We start from the raw sequence: 18,471 nt of genomic DNA, 5'->3' as shown, positions 1-18,471 counted from the left end.
GCGATCCGGCCTTTCGGCTTTCTCGCGGTTCCAACCTTACCAGATCCGTTTCCGTCTCTGGCCCCCTGCTGGAGCGGGGTCCGGCCGATTCGCTTTCGCTTCTCGACCTTTCCGACTTTATCAGATCCTTTTTCGTGTCCGGCCCGCTCCTCGATGAGGCGCAACCTTCTCGAATTCGGCTCCGAATTCTTGTCGGAATGATTTGCCTTTCGGCGTGTCCACCACTTTAGCGGCTTTCCCTGACGGCTCATAATCGGGCCGCTCGGGTCTCATTTCCGGCAACGCCGAAGAAGACCCGTCAGGGAGTCGATCGAAGTAGTGGGTTTCCGCCGCTTCCGGGTCACGCAGATAGCGCTGCCCGTGTCCAACGGCTCGGGCTACGTTAGGCGCTTGGCAGGACAGAGTCAAGTAGCCGTGGTGGTGCGCCGCCTGGGGGTGTGGCGACGGTAGGGGCTCACGGTGGGGTCCCCGTCGATCCAGTAGCGCCACGGGTGGTCGGCGCCGTCGCCGCCGACACCGGTGCGCGGGCCGTTGCGCACCCGGGCGAGCGGGGCCGGGGTGCCGTGCAGGATCGTGATCGGGGTGTCGGCGGGGGCGCAGACGTCGATGCCGTCCAGAGAGCGGTCGATGTCGAGGGCGGTGGCCAGACGGGCCGGGCCCTTGGCGAGCTCGTGGGTGTTGCGGGCCTTGGGACGGCGGCCGGCGGCCAGCTGCGTGCCGGTGAGCACCTCGCCGGCACGGAGCAGGACCGCGCCGGCCTTGCCCTCCGGGCCGCAGACCAGGTTGATGCTGAACCACATGCCGTAGATGAAGTAGACGTACGCGTGGCCGGGCGGGCCGTACATCGTGGCGTTGCGGGCGGTGCGGCCCCGGTAGGCGTGCGAGCCCGGGTCGCGCTCGCCGTCGTACGCCTCCACCTCGGTGAGGCGGAGTTCGATCGGGCCGTCGGGGCCGTGGCGTACCAGGGTGCGGCCCAGCAGGTCCGGGGCGACGTCCAGGACGGGGCGGTCGAAGAAGTCGCGTGGGAGCGGGGTGCGGTCCGGTACGTCGGTCATGGCTTCCGAGCGTAGTGGAGCGGAGTGGGGGGCTGCCGGGGCGGTTTGGGCGGGTGTGGAAACGGAATTGGGTCGATCGCTCCGCGGTGCGCAAGGATCGGGCCACGATCGACCGGCTGGGCGGAACGACGCGTTGCGTCAGGGGAGGACGGGCATGGGGTTCAGGAAGCTGCTGGCGAGTCTCGGGGCCGGGGGCGCGTCCGTGGAGACGGTGCTCTTCGAGGAGAACGTGGTGCCCGGCGGGGTGGTGCAGGGCGAGGTGCGGATCCAGGGCGGGTCGGTGCCGCAGGCCATCCAGGGACTGTCGGTCGGACTGCAGGCGCGGGTCGAGATCGAGCACGGGGACGAGGAGGTGCGGCGGGACGTCGCGTTCCACCGGGCGCAGCTGGGCGGGGCCTTCGACGTGCAGGCCGGGGCGGTGCACACGGTGCCGTTCGGGCTGGTGGTCCCCTGGGAGACGCCGGTCACCGCGTTCCCGGGGCATCCGCTGCCGGGGATGAGTGTCGGGGTGACGACGGAGTTGGCGATCGCGCGGGCGGTGGACTCCAGCGACCTCGATCCGGTGCAGGTGCATCCGCTGCCGGCGCAGCAAGCGATCCTGTCGGCCTTCGAGCGGCTCGGGTTCCGCTTCAAGTCCGCCGACCTGGAGCAGGGGCAGATCCACGGGACGCGGCAGCGGCTGCCCTTCTACCAGGAGATCGAGTTCTCGGCGCCGTCCCAGTACCGCGGGCTGAGTGAGGTCGAGCTGTCCTTCGTGGCGGACGACCAGGAGATGGACGTGGTGCTGGAGATGGACAAGAAGCCGGGCCTGTTCAGCGAGGGGTCGGACACCTACCGGTCGTTCACGGTGGGGCTGGGAGACTTCGAGGCGACCGACTGGGCGGGTTATCTGAACCACTGGCTGGCCGAGGTCGGCGGGCGGCGCAACTGGCTCTAACCTGGCCGGACAGAGTGTCAGCAAGCGACCAGGAGGTCCGAGGTGTCCGAGCTGAAGCGGCGGCCGCTCCCGCACGATTTCCACCCGCCGGTGGCGGAGTTCACCGTGGTGAGCGAGGAGGTGGAGCCGGGCGGGACGCTCCGGCCGGAGCAGGTGTTCGCCGAGGGGAACCGCTCGCCGCAGCTGCGGTGGGAGGGGGCGCCCGCGGGGACCAAGAGCTACGCCGTCACCTGCTACGACCCGGACGCGCCGACCGGCAGCGGGTTCTGGCACTGGGTGCTGTTCGACGTCCCGGCGTCGGTGACGGAGCTGCCGGCCGGGGCGGGCAGCGGCGAGATGAAGGGCCTCCCCGAGGGGGCCGTGCACGTCCGCAACGACTACGGGACGCGGGACTTCGGAGGCGCCGCGCCGCCGCCCGGTGACGGGCCGCACCGCTACGTGTTCACCGTCTACGCGGTGGACCAGGAGAAGCTGGGCCCCGACGCGGACGCCTCGCCCGCGGTGATCGGCTTCAACCTGCGGTTCCACACGCTCGGGCGGGCCCAGCTGATCGGCGAGTACGAGGTGCCCGCCGCCGGCTAGCGCCGACACCGGTCGGGTCGTCGGGCCCGGGAAATGCGTTGCGCCCCGGTGCTCCCCGCACACACAGTGGTACCCGTACCGCCGCCTCCACGAGGCGGCGGGCAGCCGGTACCGCAGTGGCGGGAGCACCGGGGCGCCGGTGTGTGCGCCCCCGTTCGCCGGAGCCCCACGCACGGGGCGTCCGCGCCGGCTGCCGTTCGCTCCGGGTTCCGGGTGTCACGGGGGCCGGGACCCGGAGCGCACTCCCTTTCGCGCGTCGCACCGCGCTGCTGCCGCCGTTCCGGCGCACCCCTTCTTCATGCTGCGCTCACCCGCCATTTCCCTTGTGGCACACGGAAATTGCGTTGTCCGGGAAATACCTGCCCCTGCACAGTGGAGCCACTTCGCCACGGCGGCGATCGGGGTCCGGGAGGTGGACGGGATGCGCGAGACGCTGGTGCTGAATGCGAGCTTCGAGCCGCTGGCTACGGTGTCGCTGCGGCGTGCGGTGGTGCTGGTGATGCAGGACAAGGCGGTCGTCGAGCACGCCCACCCGGGGCTGCGGATCCGGGCGGCGTCGATGGACGTGCCGGTGCCGAGGGTGATCAGGCTCAGCAGGTACGTCCGGGTGCCGTTTCGAAGACGGGCGCCGTGGTCGCGGCGCGGGGTGCTCGCCCGTGACCAGCACCGGTGCGCGTACTGCGGGAAGCGGGCGACGACCGTGGACCACGTTCTGCCGCGGTCGCACGGCGGTGGGGACACCTGGCTGAATACCGTCGCCTCGTGCGCGGAGGACAACCACCGCAAGGCGGACCGGACGCCGGAGCAGGCGGGGATGCGGCTGCTCCGGCGGCCCTTCGAACCGACCCCGGCGGATGCGCTGGTGTCGGCCCTGGGGATGTCCGTCCGGGACGAACTGCCCGAGTGGCTGCGGGCGCTCCCGGCGTAACGCCGCGGGCGGCTGGTGGCGTCGTCCGACTTCCGCTATTTCAGGAGGAGTTGGACGATGGCCACCAGCCCGACCACGACGATCACGCCGCGTAGGGCGGCCGGTGGCAGCCGTCGGCCGATCTTCGCCCCGATCTGACCGCCGAGCGCGGAACCGACCGCGATCAGGATGACCGCGGTCCAGTCGAAGCGGGCGACGAAGAGGAAGAAGAGCGCCGCCACGCCGTTGACCAGAGCGGCGAGGACGTTCTTGAGGGCGTTCAGGCGCTGGATGTCGTCGCTGAGCAGGACGCCCATCAGGGAGAGGTAGATGATGCCCTGGGCGGCGCCGAAGTAGCCGCCGTAGACGCTGGCGAGCAGGAGGCCGGTGAACAGGGCGATGCCGCCGTCGCGATGGGCGGTGGTGCCGTTGCGGGCGCGTCGCGCGCGGACCGCGGCGGCCAGCCTGGGCTGCGCGAGGACGAGCACCAGGGCGACGGCGATCAGGCCGGGGACCACCGCGTCGAAGGCGCTGGAGGGCAGGGCCAGTAGGAGGAACGCGCCCAGCAGTCCGCCGATGAGCGCGGCGACCGAGAAGCGCAGCACGCGGCGCCGCTGGCCGCGCAATTCGCTGCGGTACCCTATCGCGCCGCTGATCGAACCGGGCACCAGGCCGAGGGAGTTGGAGACGTTGGCGGTCACCGGCGGGAGGCCGAAGGCCAGCAGGACCGGGAAGGTGATCAGGGTTCCGGAACCGACGATGGTGTTGATGGTGCCGGCGCCCAGGCCGGCGGCGAAGACTGCGACTGCTTCCCAGAGGGACAAGCCGTTCTCCTTACAGAATCAGGGTTGCCTCCCCGCCACGGAGGTCGAGGGGCAACCCTGATCATGCACGAGTGCTGGCGCGTCGTCAGTCGATGGGCGGGGCCTGGCGCTCGGGGCCGCCGGGCTTGGGGATGTTGGCGCCGCCCGCGGGGTTGAAGTTGCCGAGGGCGCCGCCGAGGCCCTTGAGGGCGTCGCCGATCTCGCTGGGGACGATCCAGAGCTTGTTGGCGTCGCCCTCGGCGATCTTCGGGAGCATCTGGAGGTACTGGTACGACAGCAGCTTCTGGTCCGGGTCACCGGCGTGGATGGACTCGAAGACCACCCGGATCGCCTGGGCCTCGCCCTCGGCACGCAGGGCCGCGGCCTTGGCCTCACCTTCGGCGCGCAGGATCGCGGACTGCTTCTGGCCCTCGGCGGTGAGGATCTCGGACTGCCGGACGCCCTCGGCCTGGAGGATGGCCGCGCGCTTGTCCCGGTCGGCGCGCATCTGCTTCTCCATCGAGTCCTGGATGGAGGTCGGCGGCTCGATCGCCTTGAGCTCGACGCGGTTGACGCGGATGCCCCACTTGCCGGTGGCCTCGTCGAGGACGCCGCGCAGCGCCGCGTTGATCTCCTCGCGGGAGGTCAGGGTGCGCTCGAGGTCCATGCCGCCGATGATGTTGCGCAGCGTCGTGACGGTGAGCTGCTCGATCGCCTGGATGTAGCTGGCGACTTCGTAGGTGGCGGCCCGGGCGTCGGTGACCTGGTAGTAGATGACCGTGTCGATGTTGACGACGAGGTTGTCCTGCGTGATCACCGGCTGCGGCGGGAACGGCACGACCTGTTCGCGGAGGTCGATGCGGTTGCGGATGGTGTCGATGAAGGGGACGACGATGTTCAGGCCGGCGTTCAGCGTGCGGGTGTAGCGGCCGAAGCGCTCGACGATGGCCGCGCTGGCCTGGGGGATGACCTGGATCGTTTTGATGAGTGCGATGAACACGAGCACCACCAGGATGATCAGGACGATGATGATCGGTTCCACAGCGGCTCCCGTGCCCTTCGTTGCTGGTCCGTCCGGCCGTGGCCGGCTTGTTGTTGATCAGTCTTTCAGAGGTGCGGGGCGTCGCGCATCGGGTTCGGTCAGATGACCAGGGCGGTGGCGCCTTCGATTTCCACCACGTCGACCTGTTGGCCCGGTTCGTAGACCCGGTCGCCGTCGAGGGCGCGGGCGGACCAGATCTCGCCGGCGAGTTTGATGCGGCCGCCGTTCCCGGCGTCGACCCGCTCCAGGACAGTGGCGGACCTGCCCTTGAGGGCGTCGATGCCGGAGGCGAGCCGCGGTCCCTGGCCGCGGTGGCGGTTGGCGATCGGTCGGACGACGGCGACCAGCGCGATCGACACCACGACGAACACCAGGAATTGCGCAACGGTGCCGCCACCGAGCGCTGCGGTGACGGCACCGGCGACGGCGCCGACCGCGAACATCCCGAATTCGGGCATCGCGGTCACGACGAGCGGAATGCCCAGCCCCACGGCGGCGATGAGCCACCACACCCAAGGATCCACGGGCTCATGGTAGATCGGCCGGGCGGCCCGGGGACAGGGCGCGATCGGTCAGCCGTCGTCCGCCGCGGCGCGGTGGGGGCTCCCCTCGCCCGAACGAATCCGGGCGGAGTGCGCATCAGGGGCGATGACGGGCGACCGTCGGCCTTACTTGAGGGGCAGACCCTGCGCGGTCCAGCGGTCGTTGCCGTTGTGCTCGACGACGAGCGGGAGGCCGAAGCAGTGCGAGAGGTTGCTGGAGGTGAGTTCCAGGTCGAGCGGGCCGGCGGTGAGCACCTTGCCCTGACGGATCATCAGGACGTGGGTGAAGCCCGGCGGGATCTCCTCGACGTGGTGGGTCACCATGATCATCGAGGGGGCGAAGGGGTCGCGGGCGAGCCGGCCGAGGCGCCGCACCAGGTCCTCGCGGCCGCCGAGGTCGAGACCGGCGGCGGGCTCGTCGAGGAGGAGCAGCTCGGGGTCGGTCATCATGGCGCGGGCGATCAGGGTGCGCTTGCGCTCGCCCTCGGAGAGGGTGCCGAACTTCCGGTCCAGGTAGGCGTTCATGCCGAGGCGGTCGAGGAAGGCCCGGGCGCGCTGCTCGTCGATGTCGTCGTAGTCCTCGCGCCAGCTCGCGGTCATGCCGTAGGCGGCGGTGAGGACGGTCTGCAGCACCGTCTGGCTGCGCGGCAGCTTGTCGGCGAGCGCGATGCCGGCGATACCGATGCGCGGGCGCAGGTCGAAGACGTCGACGCGGCCCAGCTGCTCACCGAGGACCCGGGCGGAGCCGGCGCTCGGGAAGAGGTAGCTGGAGGCGACGTTCAGCAGCGTGGTCTTGCCGGCGCCGTTGGGGCCGAGGATCACCCAGCGTTCCCCCTCCTTCACCGACCACGAGACCTGGTCCACCAGAGCCCGTCCTTCGCGGACCACGGATACGTCCACCAGCTCCAGCACATCGCTCATGAGCGCACTGTCTCCCATTGCTTCTCGGTCGTCGTGTGCGCCTGTAGGCGCAGCCCCCCTGCAAACCTACGCCACTCGTTGTCAGTGCCGTTCCCTAGGCTGGGGACCATGCTCGACGAACCTCGTTCAGGACGGCTGGCGGCATGGGGAAATGCCCTTTTGGCCGGTTTTGTCTCACCTGATGATGCCGCACACCACATCGCGGACGACGACGCGGTGCACCGCGTCGAGGGCCTGCCCGGCGAGGGCGCCCCGGTCGGTCTGACACTCGCCCTGGGGCGGCTGCGGGCGCTCGGCGCGACCGGCCTGCGGGTGGCGCTGCCGGTGCCGGGGCATCCGCTGGGGCTGAGCGGCCCGCCGGAGTTCAACGCGCGGGCGCTGGAGGCCGGTGAGGCGGTGCTCGCCCAGGGCGCCGGGCTCGGACTGGTGCCGGAGGTGTTCGAGGCGGGGCCCGAGGGCGCCGCCGGCCCCGACGTCCACGTCGAGGTGGTCTGGCGCTGCCTGCCGGCCCGGGAGGCCCCACCGGCCGACGTCCCGTCGCTGGGCGAGGCGGAGCGGGAGCTGGCCGAGGCGCTGCGGGAGGCGACGGAGCTGCTCTCCCGGCTGGACGTGGCCGGATCCGGCCCGGTGGCCGACGCGGCGCTGGCGGCGTACCGGGCGCGGGCGGAGGCCGGCCGGCAGGTGCTGGCGCCGGGCTATCCGCCGCGCGCCGTGCGGGTGCTGGAGCTGGCCCAGCGGGTCGGCGCGCTGATCGACATCGCCGGGGCCGCGCGCGGGGACGGCCGGGAGCACGGCGCGGCCGTCAGCTCCTCGGAGATCGCGGCCCGCGCGGAGGCGCTGCGGCCGGTGGAGCGGACCGCCCGCCGGGCGCAGGTGGCGGCGTACAACTCCGCGGTGGAGGAACAGGAGCGGCGCCGGGAGTGAACGGGAGCAGGTCCCGCCGGCCATGGAGCGGCCGGCGGGACCTGGGAGGACCGGGCTGAACTGCCCCGGACGGCCCGGGAGTTGTCCCGGGCCGGCGGCGTCAGTTGTTGACGGCCGGGTTGCCGAAGGCGGAGTTGAGCACGCCGACGACGTTGACGCTGTTGCCGGTGACGTTCGCGGGGATGTGCACCGGGGCCTGGACGAGGTTGCCGGAACCCACGCCCGGGGAGTTCAGGGCCTTGCCGTCGGCGTGCGCACCGTCGTGGGCGAACGCCGAACCGGCGGCGGCACCGACGGCGAGACCGGTGGTGGCAAGGACAAGGGCGGCCTTTTTGACGCTGTTCATGGTGGCGTGTTCCTCACGTGCTGGCACAGGGCCGAAATGACGGTGTATGTGGAGGGCGGACCAGCCGCACGGCCAGGGCTGGGCGGGGCCGGTCCGAAGTGACCCGCGCGGGCCGGTGACGGCCCGGCGCAGGAGTCAGCTGGTCGGAGCGGAAGCTCCGGGCCTCACTTGTTGAGGCAGGTGTTGCCGAAGACCGGGTTGAGCAGGCCGATCACGGAGACGGTGTTGCCGCAGACGTTCACGGGGACGTGCACGGGCACCTGGGCGACGTTGCCCGAGATGACGCCCGGCGACTGCACCGCGGCACCCTGGGCCTGCGGGCCGTCGTGCGCGGAGGCGACGCCGGCGCCCGCCAGGGCGAGACCGGCGCCCGCCATCGTGATGGCCGCAACCCGCTTGATGTTCTTCACTTAGCTTGCTCCTCGTTGCCGATGCCGTGGCCAGCCGCCACGACTGCACTGGGAAACGGCCCGGCACGGAGCTGGGATACGCCAAATGGGCTACGTATACACGACAGTATGAATCTCGGATGCGCGAGGCGACGTTCGGTTCATCGTTTTGACGGCCCGTCACGATGTCGGTTCGCCCCGGGATTCAGGCCCCGATGCCGTGTCGGACGGCCCACAGCGCGGCCTGGGTGCGGTCGGCGAGGTCGAGCTTCATCAGGATGTTGGAGACGTGGGTCTTGACGGTCTTCTCCGACAGCACCAGTGCGCGGGCGATCTCGCGGTTGGACCGGCCGTCCGCGATCAGCCCCAGCACCTCGCGCTCGCGGTCCGTGAGCGAACTCCCCCGGCCCTGGCCGCCGTTCCCCTCCTCCTGGGAGAGCAGGGCGCCGGCCACCTCGGGCTGGAGCAGGACGTGCCCGGCGTGCACCGAGCGGATGGCGCCGGCCAGGGCGTCCGGGTCGATGTCCTTGTAGACGTAGCCGGCGGCGCCCGCGCGCAACGCCGGGACGACCATGCGCTGTTCGGTGAAGCTGGTGACGACCAGCACCTTGGCCGGGTTGTCGAGGGTGCGGAGCTGGCGCAGGGCCTCGATGCCGTCCATGCCGGGCATCTTGATGTCCATGAGGACGACGTCCGGGCGCAGTTGCTCGGTGGCGGCGATGCCCTCAGCGCCGTCGGACGCCTCCCCCACCACCTCGATGTCGTCCTGGACCTCCAGGAAGGTCCGCAGGCCGCGGCGCACCACCTGGTGGTCGTCGACGAGCAGCACGCGGATCGCGCGCCCCTCGCCCGTGGCCCGTTCCGTACCGCCCCGCGTGCTGTCAGCCACCGGGCACCTCCATCTCGACAGTGGTGCCCGTGCCGGGCTCCGATTCCACGGTGAGCGTGCCACCGACGCCGCCGGCGCGGTCGCGCATCGACACCAGGCCCAGGTGCCGGCCGGCCCGGCGGACCACGCGGGTGTCGAAGCCGCACCCGTCGTCGGCGATCCGCAGCAGGGCGCCCTGACCGAACCGGGTGAGGCTGACCTCGACACGTCCGGCGCCGGAGTGCCGCAGCGCGTTGTGCAGCGCCTCCTGGGCGACCCGGAGCATCGCCTCCTCCTGGGCGTTCGGCAGGGCCCGGATGCCTTGGGCGGTGAAGGTGACGCGGGCGGAGTGGGCCCGGTCGAGGACCTGGACCTGGGAGCGCAGGGTGGCCACCAGGCCGTCCTCGTCGAGGGCCGCGGGGCGGAGCTCCACGACGGCGGCCCGGAGCTCGTCGGCGGCCTCCGCGGCCAGCGCGGCGACCTGGTGCAGCTCGTCCTTGGCGCGGGCCGGGTCGCGGTCGACCAGGGCCGTCGCGGCCTGGGCGGTGAGCCGGAGCGAGAAGAGCTTCTGGGAGACCGCGTCGTGCAGTTCGTGGGCGAGCCGGGCGCGCTCGCCGGCGATGGTCAGCTCGCGGCTGCGCTCGTAGAGGCGGGCGTTGGTGAGGGCGATGGCGGCGTGCTGGGCGAGTATGCCCAGGAGCCGTTCGTCCTCCTCCGTGAAGAGGCAGCCGTCCCTGCGGGAAGGAGGGGTCTCGGGGCAGCGCTTGTTGGCGAGGAAGAGGGCGCCGAGGATCTCGTCGCCGTCGGCGACCGGCAGGCCCAGGAAGTCGGACATGTCCGGGTGGGCGGCGGGCCAGCCGCCGAAGCGGGGGTCCTCGCGGACGTCGGCGAGCCGCTCGGGGGTGGCGTTGTGCAGCATCGCGGCGAGGATGCCGTGCTGGCGGGGCAGCGGGCCGATGGCCTTCCACTGCTCGGCGCTGACGCCGTCCACGACGAACTGTGCGAAGCCCCCGTGGTCGTCCGGTACGCCGAGCGCGGCGTACTCGGCGTCCAGCAGCTCACGGGCCGAGGCGACGATCGTCTTGAGGACGTCGCGCACCTCCAGATGCCTGCTCATGGCCAGGATCGCGGTGCTCACCGCGGGGATTCCGGCCCCCGGTCCGTTGCTCATGTGCTCACCGTACCGGCGCGGCGAGCGGCCCGTATCGGTCCGCCGACGCCCTGTGCCTACGCCGGCGGGCCTAGGCCGAACGCCCCGCTCCGGCTCCGCGCACCCCTCCTTCCCTGCCCGCTTTCATTAGCTTTTATTCCGCTATGTCCTTATTCATGTTCCCTATATAGGGGTGCGCCTTATGAGCGGAGAGATTCCCCTTACGTAGAGATGTCGTACGAGCGGGTTTAGTGGAGCGGTAGACGCGAGTCGGGTCGCCACATGGAGATGAAATAAGAGCTTGTCCCCTTATATAGGGACAAGCCGGGCGGGGTCGATGGGCGGCTTCGCGTCGATCCCGTCGGAGAGGCGGGCGGTATCGGGCACGCCTGCAGGGATCCGTGCCCCTCACCGCCATGGCGGCCCAGACTCTGGACATGTCCTCTTCATCTCAGGCGCACCCCGCGCCCACCCCCACGACGAAGCACTGGACGCCCACCCACGGAGAGCCCTACCGGTCGGTGCCGTACCGGCCCGAGCGGATGCCCGCGGCCGAGTCGCTGGCCCGCGCCGCCGAGCTGCGGGAGCGGATGGACCGGCGGCGGACCGTCCGGCAGTTCTCCACCGACCCGGTGCCCGAACAGGTGGTCCGGGACGCCCTCGCCTGCGCGGCCACCGCGCCGTCCGGCGCGCACCAGCAGCCGTGGACGTTCGTCCTGGTCAAGGACCCCGAGGTGCGCCGCAGGATCAGGGCGGCCGCGGAGGCAGAGGAGCAGCGCTCCTACGAGGGGCGGCTGGGCGAGGAGTGGCTGGCGGCGCTGCGACCGCTGGGCACGGACGAGGTCAAGCCGCACCTGACCGACGCGCCGCACCTGATCGTGGTCTTCCAGCAGCGGCACTGGCTGGGGCCGGACGGCACCAAGCGCAAGCACTACTACGTGGACGAGTCGGTGGGCATCGCGGTCGGCATGCTGCTGTCCGCGCTGCACCTGTCGGGCCTGGCGGCGCTGGTGCACACGCCCAGTCCGATGCGGTTCCTCCAGGAGGTGCTGGGGCGGCCGGCCAACGAGAAGGCGTTCGCGGTGATCCCGGTCGGGTACCCCGCGGCGGACTGTCGGGTGCCCGATCTCGTACGAAAGACCCTTGACCAAGTGCTGGTAGAGGTTTGACGGCGTACAGCCCTTCCATAGGCTGCGCACAGCCTGTGCGATTGCAATTACTGCCGGCGAGATAAACCCCGGCCCGGTGTGACCCCGCGCATAGGGCGCAGGTCACTTACGACCCTGGTTAGTGGACATAAGGATCGTGTTTGAACTGGGAATATTCCCGTCCGGACGCATTCCGGGCCGGCCCGGTTCCACTAACCGGGGTCGTACGTCACATCATTGCTCGGCGAATTTTCGGCCGCTAAGAATGGCACCCGTCGCTCGGCGCCGTGATGAGAACTCGGCGTTCTGCCGCCGCTCATGGCCCGTGCGACGCACCCCATTGGAAGAGGTCGAGCCGCCATGTCCAAGTACGCCGTCTCCGGTCTGAAACTGACCCGTGTCCACAAGCTCACCGCCGCCGGCGTCGCCGCCGCGGGTGCCGCCGCACTGGTCTTCACCGCCGTCCCGGGTGCCGACGCCAGCCAGGGCAAGGCCGAGGCCGCCTCCGCAAGCCTGAACGTCAAGCCGGTGGCCTTCAGCGCCGTCGACACCGCCGCCCGCGCCCAGCAGGCCACCATCGCCCAGCAGGCCGACGCCTCCGCCGCCCAGGGCAAGGCCGACGCCGCGGCTGCCAAGCAGCGGGCCGAGGCCGCCGCGAAGGCGAAGGTCGAGAAGGAGCGCCAGGTCAAGGAGGCGGCGAGCCGCGCCGCCGTCCGCCAGGCCATCCCCGCCGCCGTCCAGAAGCCGGTGAAGGTCTACCCGAACAACCTGGACGGCTGGATCCGCGAGTCGCTGGACATCATGGGCAAGAACAACATCCCGGGCAGCTACAACGGCATCTACCGCAACCTGATGCGCGAGTCGTCCGGCAACCCCAACGCGATCAACCTCTGGGACTCCAACGCCCAGGCCGGCATCCCGTCCAAGGGCCTGCTCCAGGTCATCGACCCGACGTTCCGCCAGTACCACGTCGCCGGTACCTCCTGGAACATCTACGACCCGGTCGCCAACATCACCGCCGCCTGCAACTACGCGGCCGACCGCTACGGCTCGATGGACAACGTCAACTCGGCCTACTGAGCCGGACGTACACCGCGGACCGCGGCACCGCACGCACACCGCCGAGGGGCGGCACCCGATTCCGGGTGCCGCCCCTCGGGCGTGCGTGGCGGTGACCGCGGGCGCTACTTGCGCATGACCTCCGGCTCGTGGCGGCGCAGCAGCCGCGCGACGACGAAGGCGAGCGCCACGCCCAGGGTGACCAGGATGACCACGTCCATGACGTAGACGCCGGTCTGGTGCTTCCACAGCGGGTCCGGGTTGCCGGGCTCCCACGGCAGCAGGGTGTTCATGTCCTCGGTGGCGCCGAGTGCGGCGACCGCCCAACGGGACGGCATCAGCCAGGAGAACTGGGAGACGCCGACGGTGTCGAAGAGCTGGAAGAGGACGCCGGTGAAGACGACCTGGACGATGGCGAACATGACCAGCAGCGGCATGGTCTTCTCGGCGGTCTTGACCAGCGACGAGATGATCAGGCCGACCATCATCGAGGTGAAGCCGAGGGCGATGATCGCGATGGTCATCTCGACGGCCGGGGCCTTGGCGACGATCAGGCCCTGGGACGGCATCTGGCGGGTGGAGAAGCCGATCGCCGCGATGATCACGCCCTGGAGGGCGGTGGCCACACCCAACACGATGATCTTGGACATCAGGTACGCCGACCGCGAGAGGCCGGTGGCCCGTTCGCGCTCGTAGATGACCCGCTCCTTGATCAGCTCACGGACCGAGTTGGCGGCGCCGGAGAAGCACATGCCGACCGCGAGGATCAGCGAGATGGTGCTCGCGTCGCGGTTGGTCTGGTGCCTGGCGACCGGGCCGTACCCGAGGCCGTAGTCGCTGGGGATCAGCAGGGAGACCACGCCGAGGACGGCCGGCAGGATCACCATCAGGGCGAGGAAGCCGCGGTCGGAGGCGAGCACCGAGACGTAGCGGCGCATCAGGGTCCAGAGTTGGGAGCCCCAGCTCTGCGACTTCTGTATGCGGGCCGGCGGGGCCTGGACGTTGACCGACTGCGGCGGGGCGGCGTCGAGGTCGGCGGCGTACATCTGGTAGTGCGGGGAGCCGCGCCAGCGGCCCGCCCAGTCGTAGTCCCGGTAGTTCTCGAACGCCGAGAAGACGTCGGCCCAGGTCTCGTACTGGAAGAAGTTCAGCGCTTCCTCGGGCGGACCGAAGTAGGCCACCGAACCGCCCGGGGCCATCACCAACAGGCGGTCGCACAGGGCGAGTTCGGCCACCGAGTGGGTGACCACCAGCACCGTGCGGCCGTCGTCGGCGAGGCCGCGCAGCAGCTGCATGACGTCGCGGTCCATGCCCGGGTCGAGGCCCGAGGTCGGCTCGTCCAGGAAGATCAGCGACGGCTTGGTCAGCAGCTCCAGGGCGACCGAGACGCGCTTGCGCTGGCCTCCGGAGAGCGAGGTGATCTTCTTGTCCTTGTGGATGTCGAGCTTGAGCTCGCGCAGCACCTCGTTGATCCGGGCCTCGCGCTCGGACTCCGCGGTGTCGCCGGGGAAGCGGAGCTTCGCGGCGTAGCGGAGCGCCTTTTGGACGGTCAGCTCCTTGTGGAGGATGTCGTCCTGCGGGACCAGGCCGACGCGCTGGCGCAGTTCGGCGAAGTGCTTGTAGAGGTTCCGGTTGTCGTAGAGGACGTCGCCCTGGTTGGCGGGGCGGTAGCCGGTCAGCGCCTTGAGCAGCGTCGACTTGCCGGAGCCGGAGGGGCCGATGACGGCGATCAGCGACTTCTCGGGGACGCCGAACGAGACGTCCTTGAGGATCTGCTTGCCGCCGTCGACGGTGACGGTGAGGTGGCGGGCCGAGAAGGAGACCTCGCCGGTGTCGACGAACTCCTCCAGGCGGTCGCCGACCAGCCGGAAGGTGGAGTGGCCGACGCCGACGGTGTCGTTCGGGCCGACGGGGGCGCTGCCGGACTTGGGGACCGGTTGGCCGTTGACGTAGGTGCCGTTGTGGCTGCCCAGGTCGCGGATCTCGAACCGACCGTCGGGAGTGGCCCGGAACTCCGCGTGGTGGCGGGAGACCTGGAGGTCGGAGACGACCAGCTCGTTGTCGAGGGCGCGACCGATGCGCATCACCCGGCCCGTGTCCAGGCGGTGGAAGGTGGTCGGGCTGCGGTCGCCGCCCTGGGCCGGCTCGGCCGCGCGCTGCTGCTGGGGCTGCGCGGGCTGCTGCGCCGGGACGGCCTGCTGCGGCGCGGCCTGCTGCGGCGGGACGTACGGCTGCTGGCCCTGCGGCGGGGCCTGCCAGCCCTGCTGGGCCGGCTGCTGCTGCGCGGGCGGAGCCTGCCAACCCTGGTGCGGCGCGGCCGCTGCGGGCTGCGCGCTGAAGGCGTCGGCGGGCGCCGCGGCGGCGGACAGGCTCAGCCGGGGGCCGTCGGTGGCGTTGCCCAGGTGGACGGCGGCGCCGGGGCCGATCTCCAGCTGCTGGACGCGCTGGCCCTGCACGTAGGTGCCGTTGGTGCTGCCGTGGTCTTCGATGAGCCAGCTGCGGCCGGACCACCGGAGGGTGGCGTGTCGCCAGGAGACCCTGGCGTCGTCGAGCACCAAGTCACCCTGCGGATCACGGCCCACGCTGTAGGACCGGGACGGATCGAGGGTCCAGGTCCTTCCGTTCAGTTCCAGTACGAGTTCAGGCACTCCATGCCCCATTACATAGTCCCCCGAGTGACGCCCTGTATGGGAAGTCTAGGGATGGCGAACATCGTGCAGAACTATTTCAGGCTCGGCCCACCGACCGGAAACCGGGACGGGAGCGGGGAACGGGGCGCTCCCGCCACATCCGGCGAACCCTCCCGGAGAGCCGGAAGGGCCCGCTCTGCCTGAAATGCCAGGAATTCAGGCCATTCGACGCACCGAGGGCGCTCCCCACTTCCGCCGCGGACCGGAAAACGCCATATCAAAAGGGGAGTTGGAGCGCCAGCCGGGTCCCCCGGCCCGGTGCAACCCGACGACCCCGGACACGAGTCCATAACGATCACGCGCACCCGGTGGAGCGCCGGCGACGGACCGGCCCGGTGGCGGTCGCGTGCGTCGGGGCGGCGGGTCCGATCCCCGGACACGCGTACGGCCGCGGTCGCCCGCCGGTTACCGTAAAGGCACCATGAGCGCATCGCAGACCCCGCCTGCCGCCGCCGCACCAGGCGAAGACGAACCGACACTCCTCGTCAAGATCTTCGGGAAGGACCGGCCCGGCATCACCGCGGGCCTGTTCGACACCCTCGCCGCCTACGCCGTCGATGTCGTGGACATCGAGCAGGTGGTGACCCGGGGCCGCATCACCCTGTGCGTGCTGGTCACCACCCCGTACCCCGACCAGGGCACCACCGGGTCCTCCGAGGGCGACCTGAGGGCCACCGTGCACAGCTGGGCCGAATCGCTGAACCTCCAGGCCGAGATCATCTCCGGCCGCGGCGACAACCGCCCGCGCGGCGTCGGCCGGTCCCACGTCACCGTGCTGGGACACCCGCTCACCGCGGAGTCGACGGCCGCCATCGCCGCGGCCATAACGGCCACGGGGGGCAATATCGACCGTATTTTCCGGCTCGCCAAGTATCCGGTGACGGCCGTGGAGTTCGCCGTCTCCGGGGCCGAGACCGAGGCACTGCGCACCGTGCTGGCGCCGGAGGCGGCGAAGCTCCGGGTGGACGTCGCGGTGGTCGCGGCCGGGCTGCAGCGCCGGGCGCAGCGGCTGGTCGTGATGGACGTCGACTCCACCCTCATCCAGGACGAGGTCATCGAGCTGTTCGCGGCGCACGCCGGCTGCGAGGCCGAGGTCGCCGAGGTGACGGCCGCCGCGATGCGCGGCGAGCTGGACTTCGAGCAGTCGCTGCACGCCCGCGTCGAGCTGCTCCGCGGCCTGGACGCGTCCGTGGTGGACCTGGTCCGCAAGGAGGTGCGGCTCACGCCGGGAGCGCGCACCCTGGTCCGCACCCTCAAGCGACTCGGCTACCAAGTCGGCGTCGTGTCGGGCGGTTTCACCCAGGTCACCGACGCCCTCCAGGAGGAGCTGGGGCTGGACTTCGCCTCCGCCAACACCCTGGAGATCGTCGACGGCAAGCTCACCGGGCGGGTCACCGGCGCCATCGTGGACCGGGCCGGCAAGGCCCGGCTGCTGCGGCAGTTCGCGCACGAGGCCGGGGTGCCGCTGGTGCAGACCGTCGCGATCGGCGACGGCGCCAATGACCTGGACATGCTCAACACCGCCGGGCTGGGGGTCGCCTTCAACGCCAAGCCGGTGGTCCGCGAGGCCGCACACACCGCCGTCAACGTGCCGTTCCTGGACACCGTGCTCTATCTGCTGGGAATCACCCGCGAAGAGGTCGAGGCGGCGGACACCCACGTGGAGTGAGCCGCGGGGCCGCGGGCCCGGTGCTCGCGTTCCCCCGGGGAACGCCCGCCCGGGCCCCGCTCCGCTCGCCGTCTCCGGCCCCGGACAGCCGGAAGGCCCCGGTGCGCACCTCGCGCACCGGGGCCTCGTCGTCAGTCACCCGCCGCCGCGGGCCGCTCACCGCCCGGGACGGGCGCCCCGGTGACCGGTGCGCGGCCGGGACGGGCGCGCGCTGGGGCCGGGCGTCGCCGCGCGCCTAGGCGTGCGGCGACCAGAACGCGACGAGCCGGCCGACGCCGTGCTCGACCGACTTCCAGGAGCCGGTGAACGTCAGCACCGCCACGGCCGACGTGGGGAAGCCGCTGCGGTTCATCCGCGCCAGCAGATCCCCGTCGGCCTCCCCCGCCAGGGCGTCGGCGAGGGCGTGCACGCCGGGATTGTGCCCGACGACCATCAGGTCGCTCACTTCGTCGGAGGTCTCGTTCAAGATCGCGATGAGCTCGCCGAGGGAGGCTTCGTAGAGCCGCTCGTCGTAGACGGTCTTGGGTCGCTGCGGAAGCTCGGAGACGGCCAGCTTCCAGGTCTCGCGGGTGCGCGTGGCCGTCGAGCAGAGGGTCAGTTCGGGGGTGACACCGGCACCGGCCAGCCAGCGGCCGGCGACCGGGGCATCCTTGCGGCCGCGATCGGCGAGCGGACGCTCATGGTCGCTCTCGTCCGACCATTCGGCCTTTGCGTGTCGGAGCAGGACAATCCGGCGGGGTGTATCGACGCTCATGCGTCCCAGCTTCGCACGAAACCCGCCGCCCGGCGCGGGGTGTTGAGGCGCTCCGTCCTGCCGGGTGACCCCGTCGGGAGGCCCCGGCGCGCGGGCCGCGCTCACCCTCCGAGCCGGAGCACCCGGGCGAGGAACTCCAGCAGCGGCGCCAGGCTCTCCGGGGCCCGCGGCGCACCGGCGGCACTCGCCGTGCCCGGGCTCGCCACCAGCACCAACAGGACGACGAACGAGACGGTCGGCAGCGCCAACCCCCACCACGGCAGGGCCTTCCGCAGACGCGGTGCCCGGGCTGCGGACGGGCGGCTGAACGCGGCGGACATGGCGGGCTCCCAAGGGGTCGCGGGACCGGCGCGGCCGCGAACGGCGGCGCGCCCACCGCGGTTCCGCGGTGTGACGACGACGCTACGCAGTCGCGGCGGCCCTTCCCATCCGGGAAACCACCCATTGATCCCTGACGCCCGCCCCCTAGGGGATCGGGGGACAACCCCACCTCGGGTCACGGCGACCGGGCCGCGGGGCCGGCCGCCTCGGGATCATGGCGCGGCGATGCTCGCGATGATCCCGACGACGACGGTCACCCCGAGCATCAGGGCCAGGACGAGCAGCAGTTTCTTCTGGCTGCCCTGCGGATTCGGTTCGAGCACTGGCATGCGCCCAGTGTCGCACCCGCCCGCCGCGCCGCTCC

The 18,471-nt window shown here is 71.3% G+C and carries 20 protein-coding genes; 7 read left to right on the top strand and 13 right to left on the bottom strand.

The genetic code is table 11. The features are described from left to right. Positions 1-404: 404 nt before the first annotated feature. Complete coding sequence (locus ACLJT4_RS36145; protein WP_411129031.1) at positions 405-1,055, bottom strand: DNA-3-methyladenine glycosylase; 651 nt, start codon at positions 1,053-1,055, stop codon at positions 405-407. Positions 1,056-1,209: 154 nt separating this feature from the next. On the opposite strand from ACLJT4_RS36145, the gene ACLJT4_RS36140 reads away from it, so the two are divergent. The 3 genes from ACLJT4_RS36140 to ACLJT4_RS36130 all read left to right on the top strand — a co-directional run bounded on the left by ACLJT4_RS36140 (position 1,210) and on the right by ACLJT4_RS36130 (position 3,502). Then, positions 1,210-1,992 carry a sporulation protein gene (locus tag ACLJT4_RS36140; RefSeq protein ID WP_411129029.1) on the top strand — a complete coding sequence of 261 codons (783 nt, stop codon included), beginning with the start codon at positions 1,210-1,212 and terminating at the stop codon, positions 1,990-1,992. A 42-nt stretch (positions 1,993-2,034) separates the two neighbouring features. Then, the gene (locus ACLJT4_RS36135) at positions 2,035-2,574 is read left to right on the top strand and encodes a YbhB/YbcL family Raf kinase inhibitor-like protein (protein ID WP_411129027.1); all 540 of its coding nucleotides are present in this window, start codon (positions 2,035-2,037) and stop codon (positions 2,572-2,574) included. Positions 2,575-2,995: 421 nt separating this feature from the next. Next, positions 2,996-3,502: an HNH endonuclease gene (locus tag ACLJT4_RS36130; RefSeq protein WP_411129025.1), complete on the top strand. Its 507-nt coding sequence runs from the start codon at positions 2,996-2,998 to the stop codon at positions 3,500-3,502. 35 nt (positions 3,503-3,537) lie between these two features. Here the strand turns inward: ACLJT4_RS36130 and ACLJT4_RS36125 are convergent, their stop codons facing one another. The 4 genes from ACLJT4_RS36125 to ACLJT4_RS36110 form a co-directional block, all read right to left on the bottom strand. Continuing rightward, on the bottom strand, positions 3,538-4,305 hold the full coding sequence (locus ACLJT4_RS36125) for a sulfite exporter TauE/SafE family protein (RefSeq protein ID WP_411129023.1): 768 nt from the start codon (positions 4,303-4,305) through the stop codon (positions 3,538-3,540). A gap of 85 nt (positions 4,306-4,390) precedes the next feature. After that, complete coding sequence (locus ACLJT4_RS36120) at positions 4,391-5,326, bottom strand: SPFH domain-containing protein (protein WP_016571698.1); 936 nt, start codon at positions 5,324-5,326, stop codon at positions 4,391-4,393. A 98-nt stretch (positions 5,327-5,424) separates the two neighbouring features. After that, positions 5,425-5,838, bottom strand: a complete 414-nt coding sequence (locus tag ACLJT4_RS36115; protein WP_016571699.1) for an NfeD family protein — start codon at positions 5,836-5,838, stop codon at positions 5,425-5,427. A 156-nt stretch (positions 5,839-5,994) separates the two neighbouring features. Then, on the bottom strand, positions 5,995-6,807 hold the full coding sequence (locus tag ACLJT4_RS36110; RefSeq protein ID WP_233658332.1) for an ABC transporter ATP-binding protein: 813 nt from the start codon (positions 6,805-6,807) through the stop codon (positions 5,995-5,997). A gap of 90 nt (positions 6,808-6,897) precedes the next feature. Here ACLJT4_RS36110 and ACLJT4_RS36105 point away from each other — a divergent pair, with 90 nt between their 5' ends. Next, positions 6,898-7,713 (top strand): hypothetical protein, encoded by an 816-nt coding sequence (locus tag ACLJT4_RS36105; protein ID WP_411129020.1) that lies wholly within the window; start codon positions 6,898-6,900, stop codon positions 7,711-7,713. Positions 7,714-7,813: 100 nt separating this feature from the next. Here ACLJT4_RS36105 and ACLJT4_RS36100 read toward each other — a convergent pair whose 3' ends face one another. The 4 genes from ACLJT4_RS36100 to ACLJT4_RS36085 form a co-directional block, all read right to left on the bottom strand. Continuing rightward, a complete protein-coding gene (locus tag ACLJT4_RS36100) occupies positions 7,814-8,059 on the bottom strand; it encodes a chaplin (protein ID WP_016571702.1) in 246 nt (81 codons plus the stop codon). Between the two features lie 164 nt (positions 8,060-8,223). Next, positions 8,224-8,436 (bottom strand): chaplin, encoded by a 213-nt coding sequence (locus ACLJT4_RS36095; RefSeq protein ID WP_037636040.1) that lies wholly within the window; start codon positions 8,434-8,436, stop codon positions 8,224-8,226. Positions 8,437-8,653: 217 nt separating this feature from the next. Next, complete coding sequence (locus ACLJT4_RS36090) at positions 8,654-9,337, bottom strand: response regulator (RefSeq protein ID WP_411129018.1); 684 nt, start codon at positions 9,335-9,337, stop codon at positions 8,654-8,656. Further along, positions 9,330-10,487 carry a GAF domain-containing sensor histidine kinase gene (locus ACLJT4_RS36085; protein ID WP_411129016.1) on the bottom strand — a complete coding sequence of 386 codons (1,158 nt, stop codon included), beginning with the start codon at positions 10,485-10,487 and terminating at the stop codon, positions 9,330-9,332. Before ACLJT4_RS36085 ends, ACLJT4_RS36090 begins: the two co-directional genes overlap by 8 nt. Positions 10,488-10,903: 416 nt before the next feature. Between ACLJT4_RS36085 and ACLJT4_RS36080 the strand changes: the two genes are divergently transcribed. Next, complete coding sequence (locus ACLJT4_RS36080) at positions 10,904-11,635, top strand: nitroreductase family protein (RefSeq protein WP_232817061.1); 732 nt, start codon at positions 10,904-10,906, stop codon at positions 11,633-11,635. 339 nt (positions 11,636-11,974) lie between these two features. Further along, complete coding sequence (locus ACLJT4_RS36075) at positions 11,975-12,694, top strand: transglycosylase SLT domain-containing protein (RefSeq protein ID WP_411129014.1); 720 nt, start codon at positions 11,975-11,977, stop codon at positions 12,692-12,694. 104 nt (positions 12,695-12,798) lie between these two features. On the opposite strand, the gene ACLJT4_RS36070 is transcribed toward ACLJT4_RS36075, so the two are convergent. Further along, positions 12,799-15,333, bottom strand: coding sequence for an FHA domain-containing protein (locus ACLJT4_RS36070; protein ID WP_411129012.1), 2,535 nt, complete (start codon positions 15,331-15,333; stop codon positions 12,799-12,801). Positions 15,334-15,784: 451 nt separating this feature from the next. Here ACLJT4_RS36070 and serB point away from each other — a divergent pair, with 451 nt between their 5' ends. Next, positions 15,785-17,032 (top strand): phosphoserine phosphatase SerB, encoded by a 1,248-nt coding sequence (serB, locus tag ACLJT4_RS36065; protein WP_411129010.1) that lies wholly within the window; start codon positions 15,785-15,787, stop codon positions 17,030-17,032. A gap of 235 nt (positions 17,033-17,267) precedes the next feature. On the opposite strand, the gene ACLJT4_RS36060 is transcribed toward serB, so the two are convergent. The 3 genes from ACLJT4_RS36060 to ACLJT4_RS36050 all read right to left on the bottom strand — a co-directional run bounded on the left by ACLJT4_RS36060 (position 17,268) and on the right by ACLJT4_RS36050 (position 18,436). Further along, positions 17,268-17,786 (bottom strand): SixA phosphatase family protein, encoded by a 519-nt coding sequence (locus ACLJT4_RS36060; protein WP_411129008.1) that lies wholly within the window; start codon positions 17,784-17,786, stop codon positions 17,268-17,270. A gap of 101 nt (positions 17,787-17,887) precedes the next feature. Then, a complete protein-coding gene (locus ACLJT4_RS36055; RefSeq protein WP_016571711.1) occupies positions 17,888-18,106 on the bottom strand; it encodes a hypothetical protein in 219 nt (72 codons plus the stop codon). A gap of 213 nt (positions 18,107-18,319) precedes the next feature. Beyond that, positions 18,320-18,436, bottom strand: a complete 117-nt coding sequence (locus ACLJT4_RS36050) for an SGM_5486 family transporter-associated protein (RefSeq protein WP_018541214.1) — start codon at positions 18,434-18,436, stop codon at positions 18,320-18,322. Between the last annotated feature and the right edge of the window lie 35 nt (positions 18,437-18,471).

The sequence above is a fragment of the Streptomyces sp. x-19 genome (assembly GCF_046549115.1).
GTDB classification, from domain to species: Bacteria; Actinomycetota; Actinomycetes; order Streptomycetales; family Streptomycetaceae; genus Streptomyces; species Streptomyces albulus_C.
The sequence above is the reverse complement of the archived record's forward strand: the minus strand, read 5'-3'. Positions and strand labels throughout refer to the sequence as shown.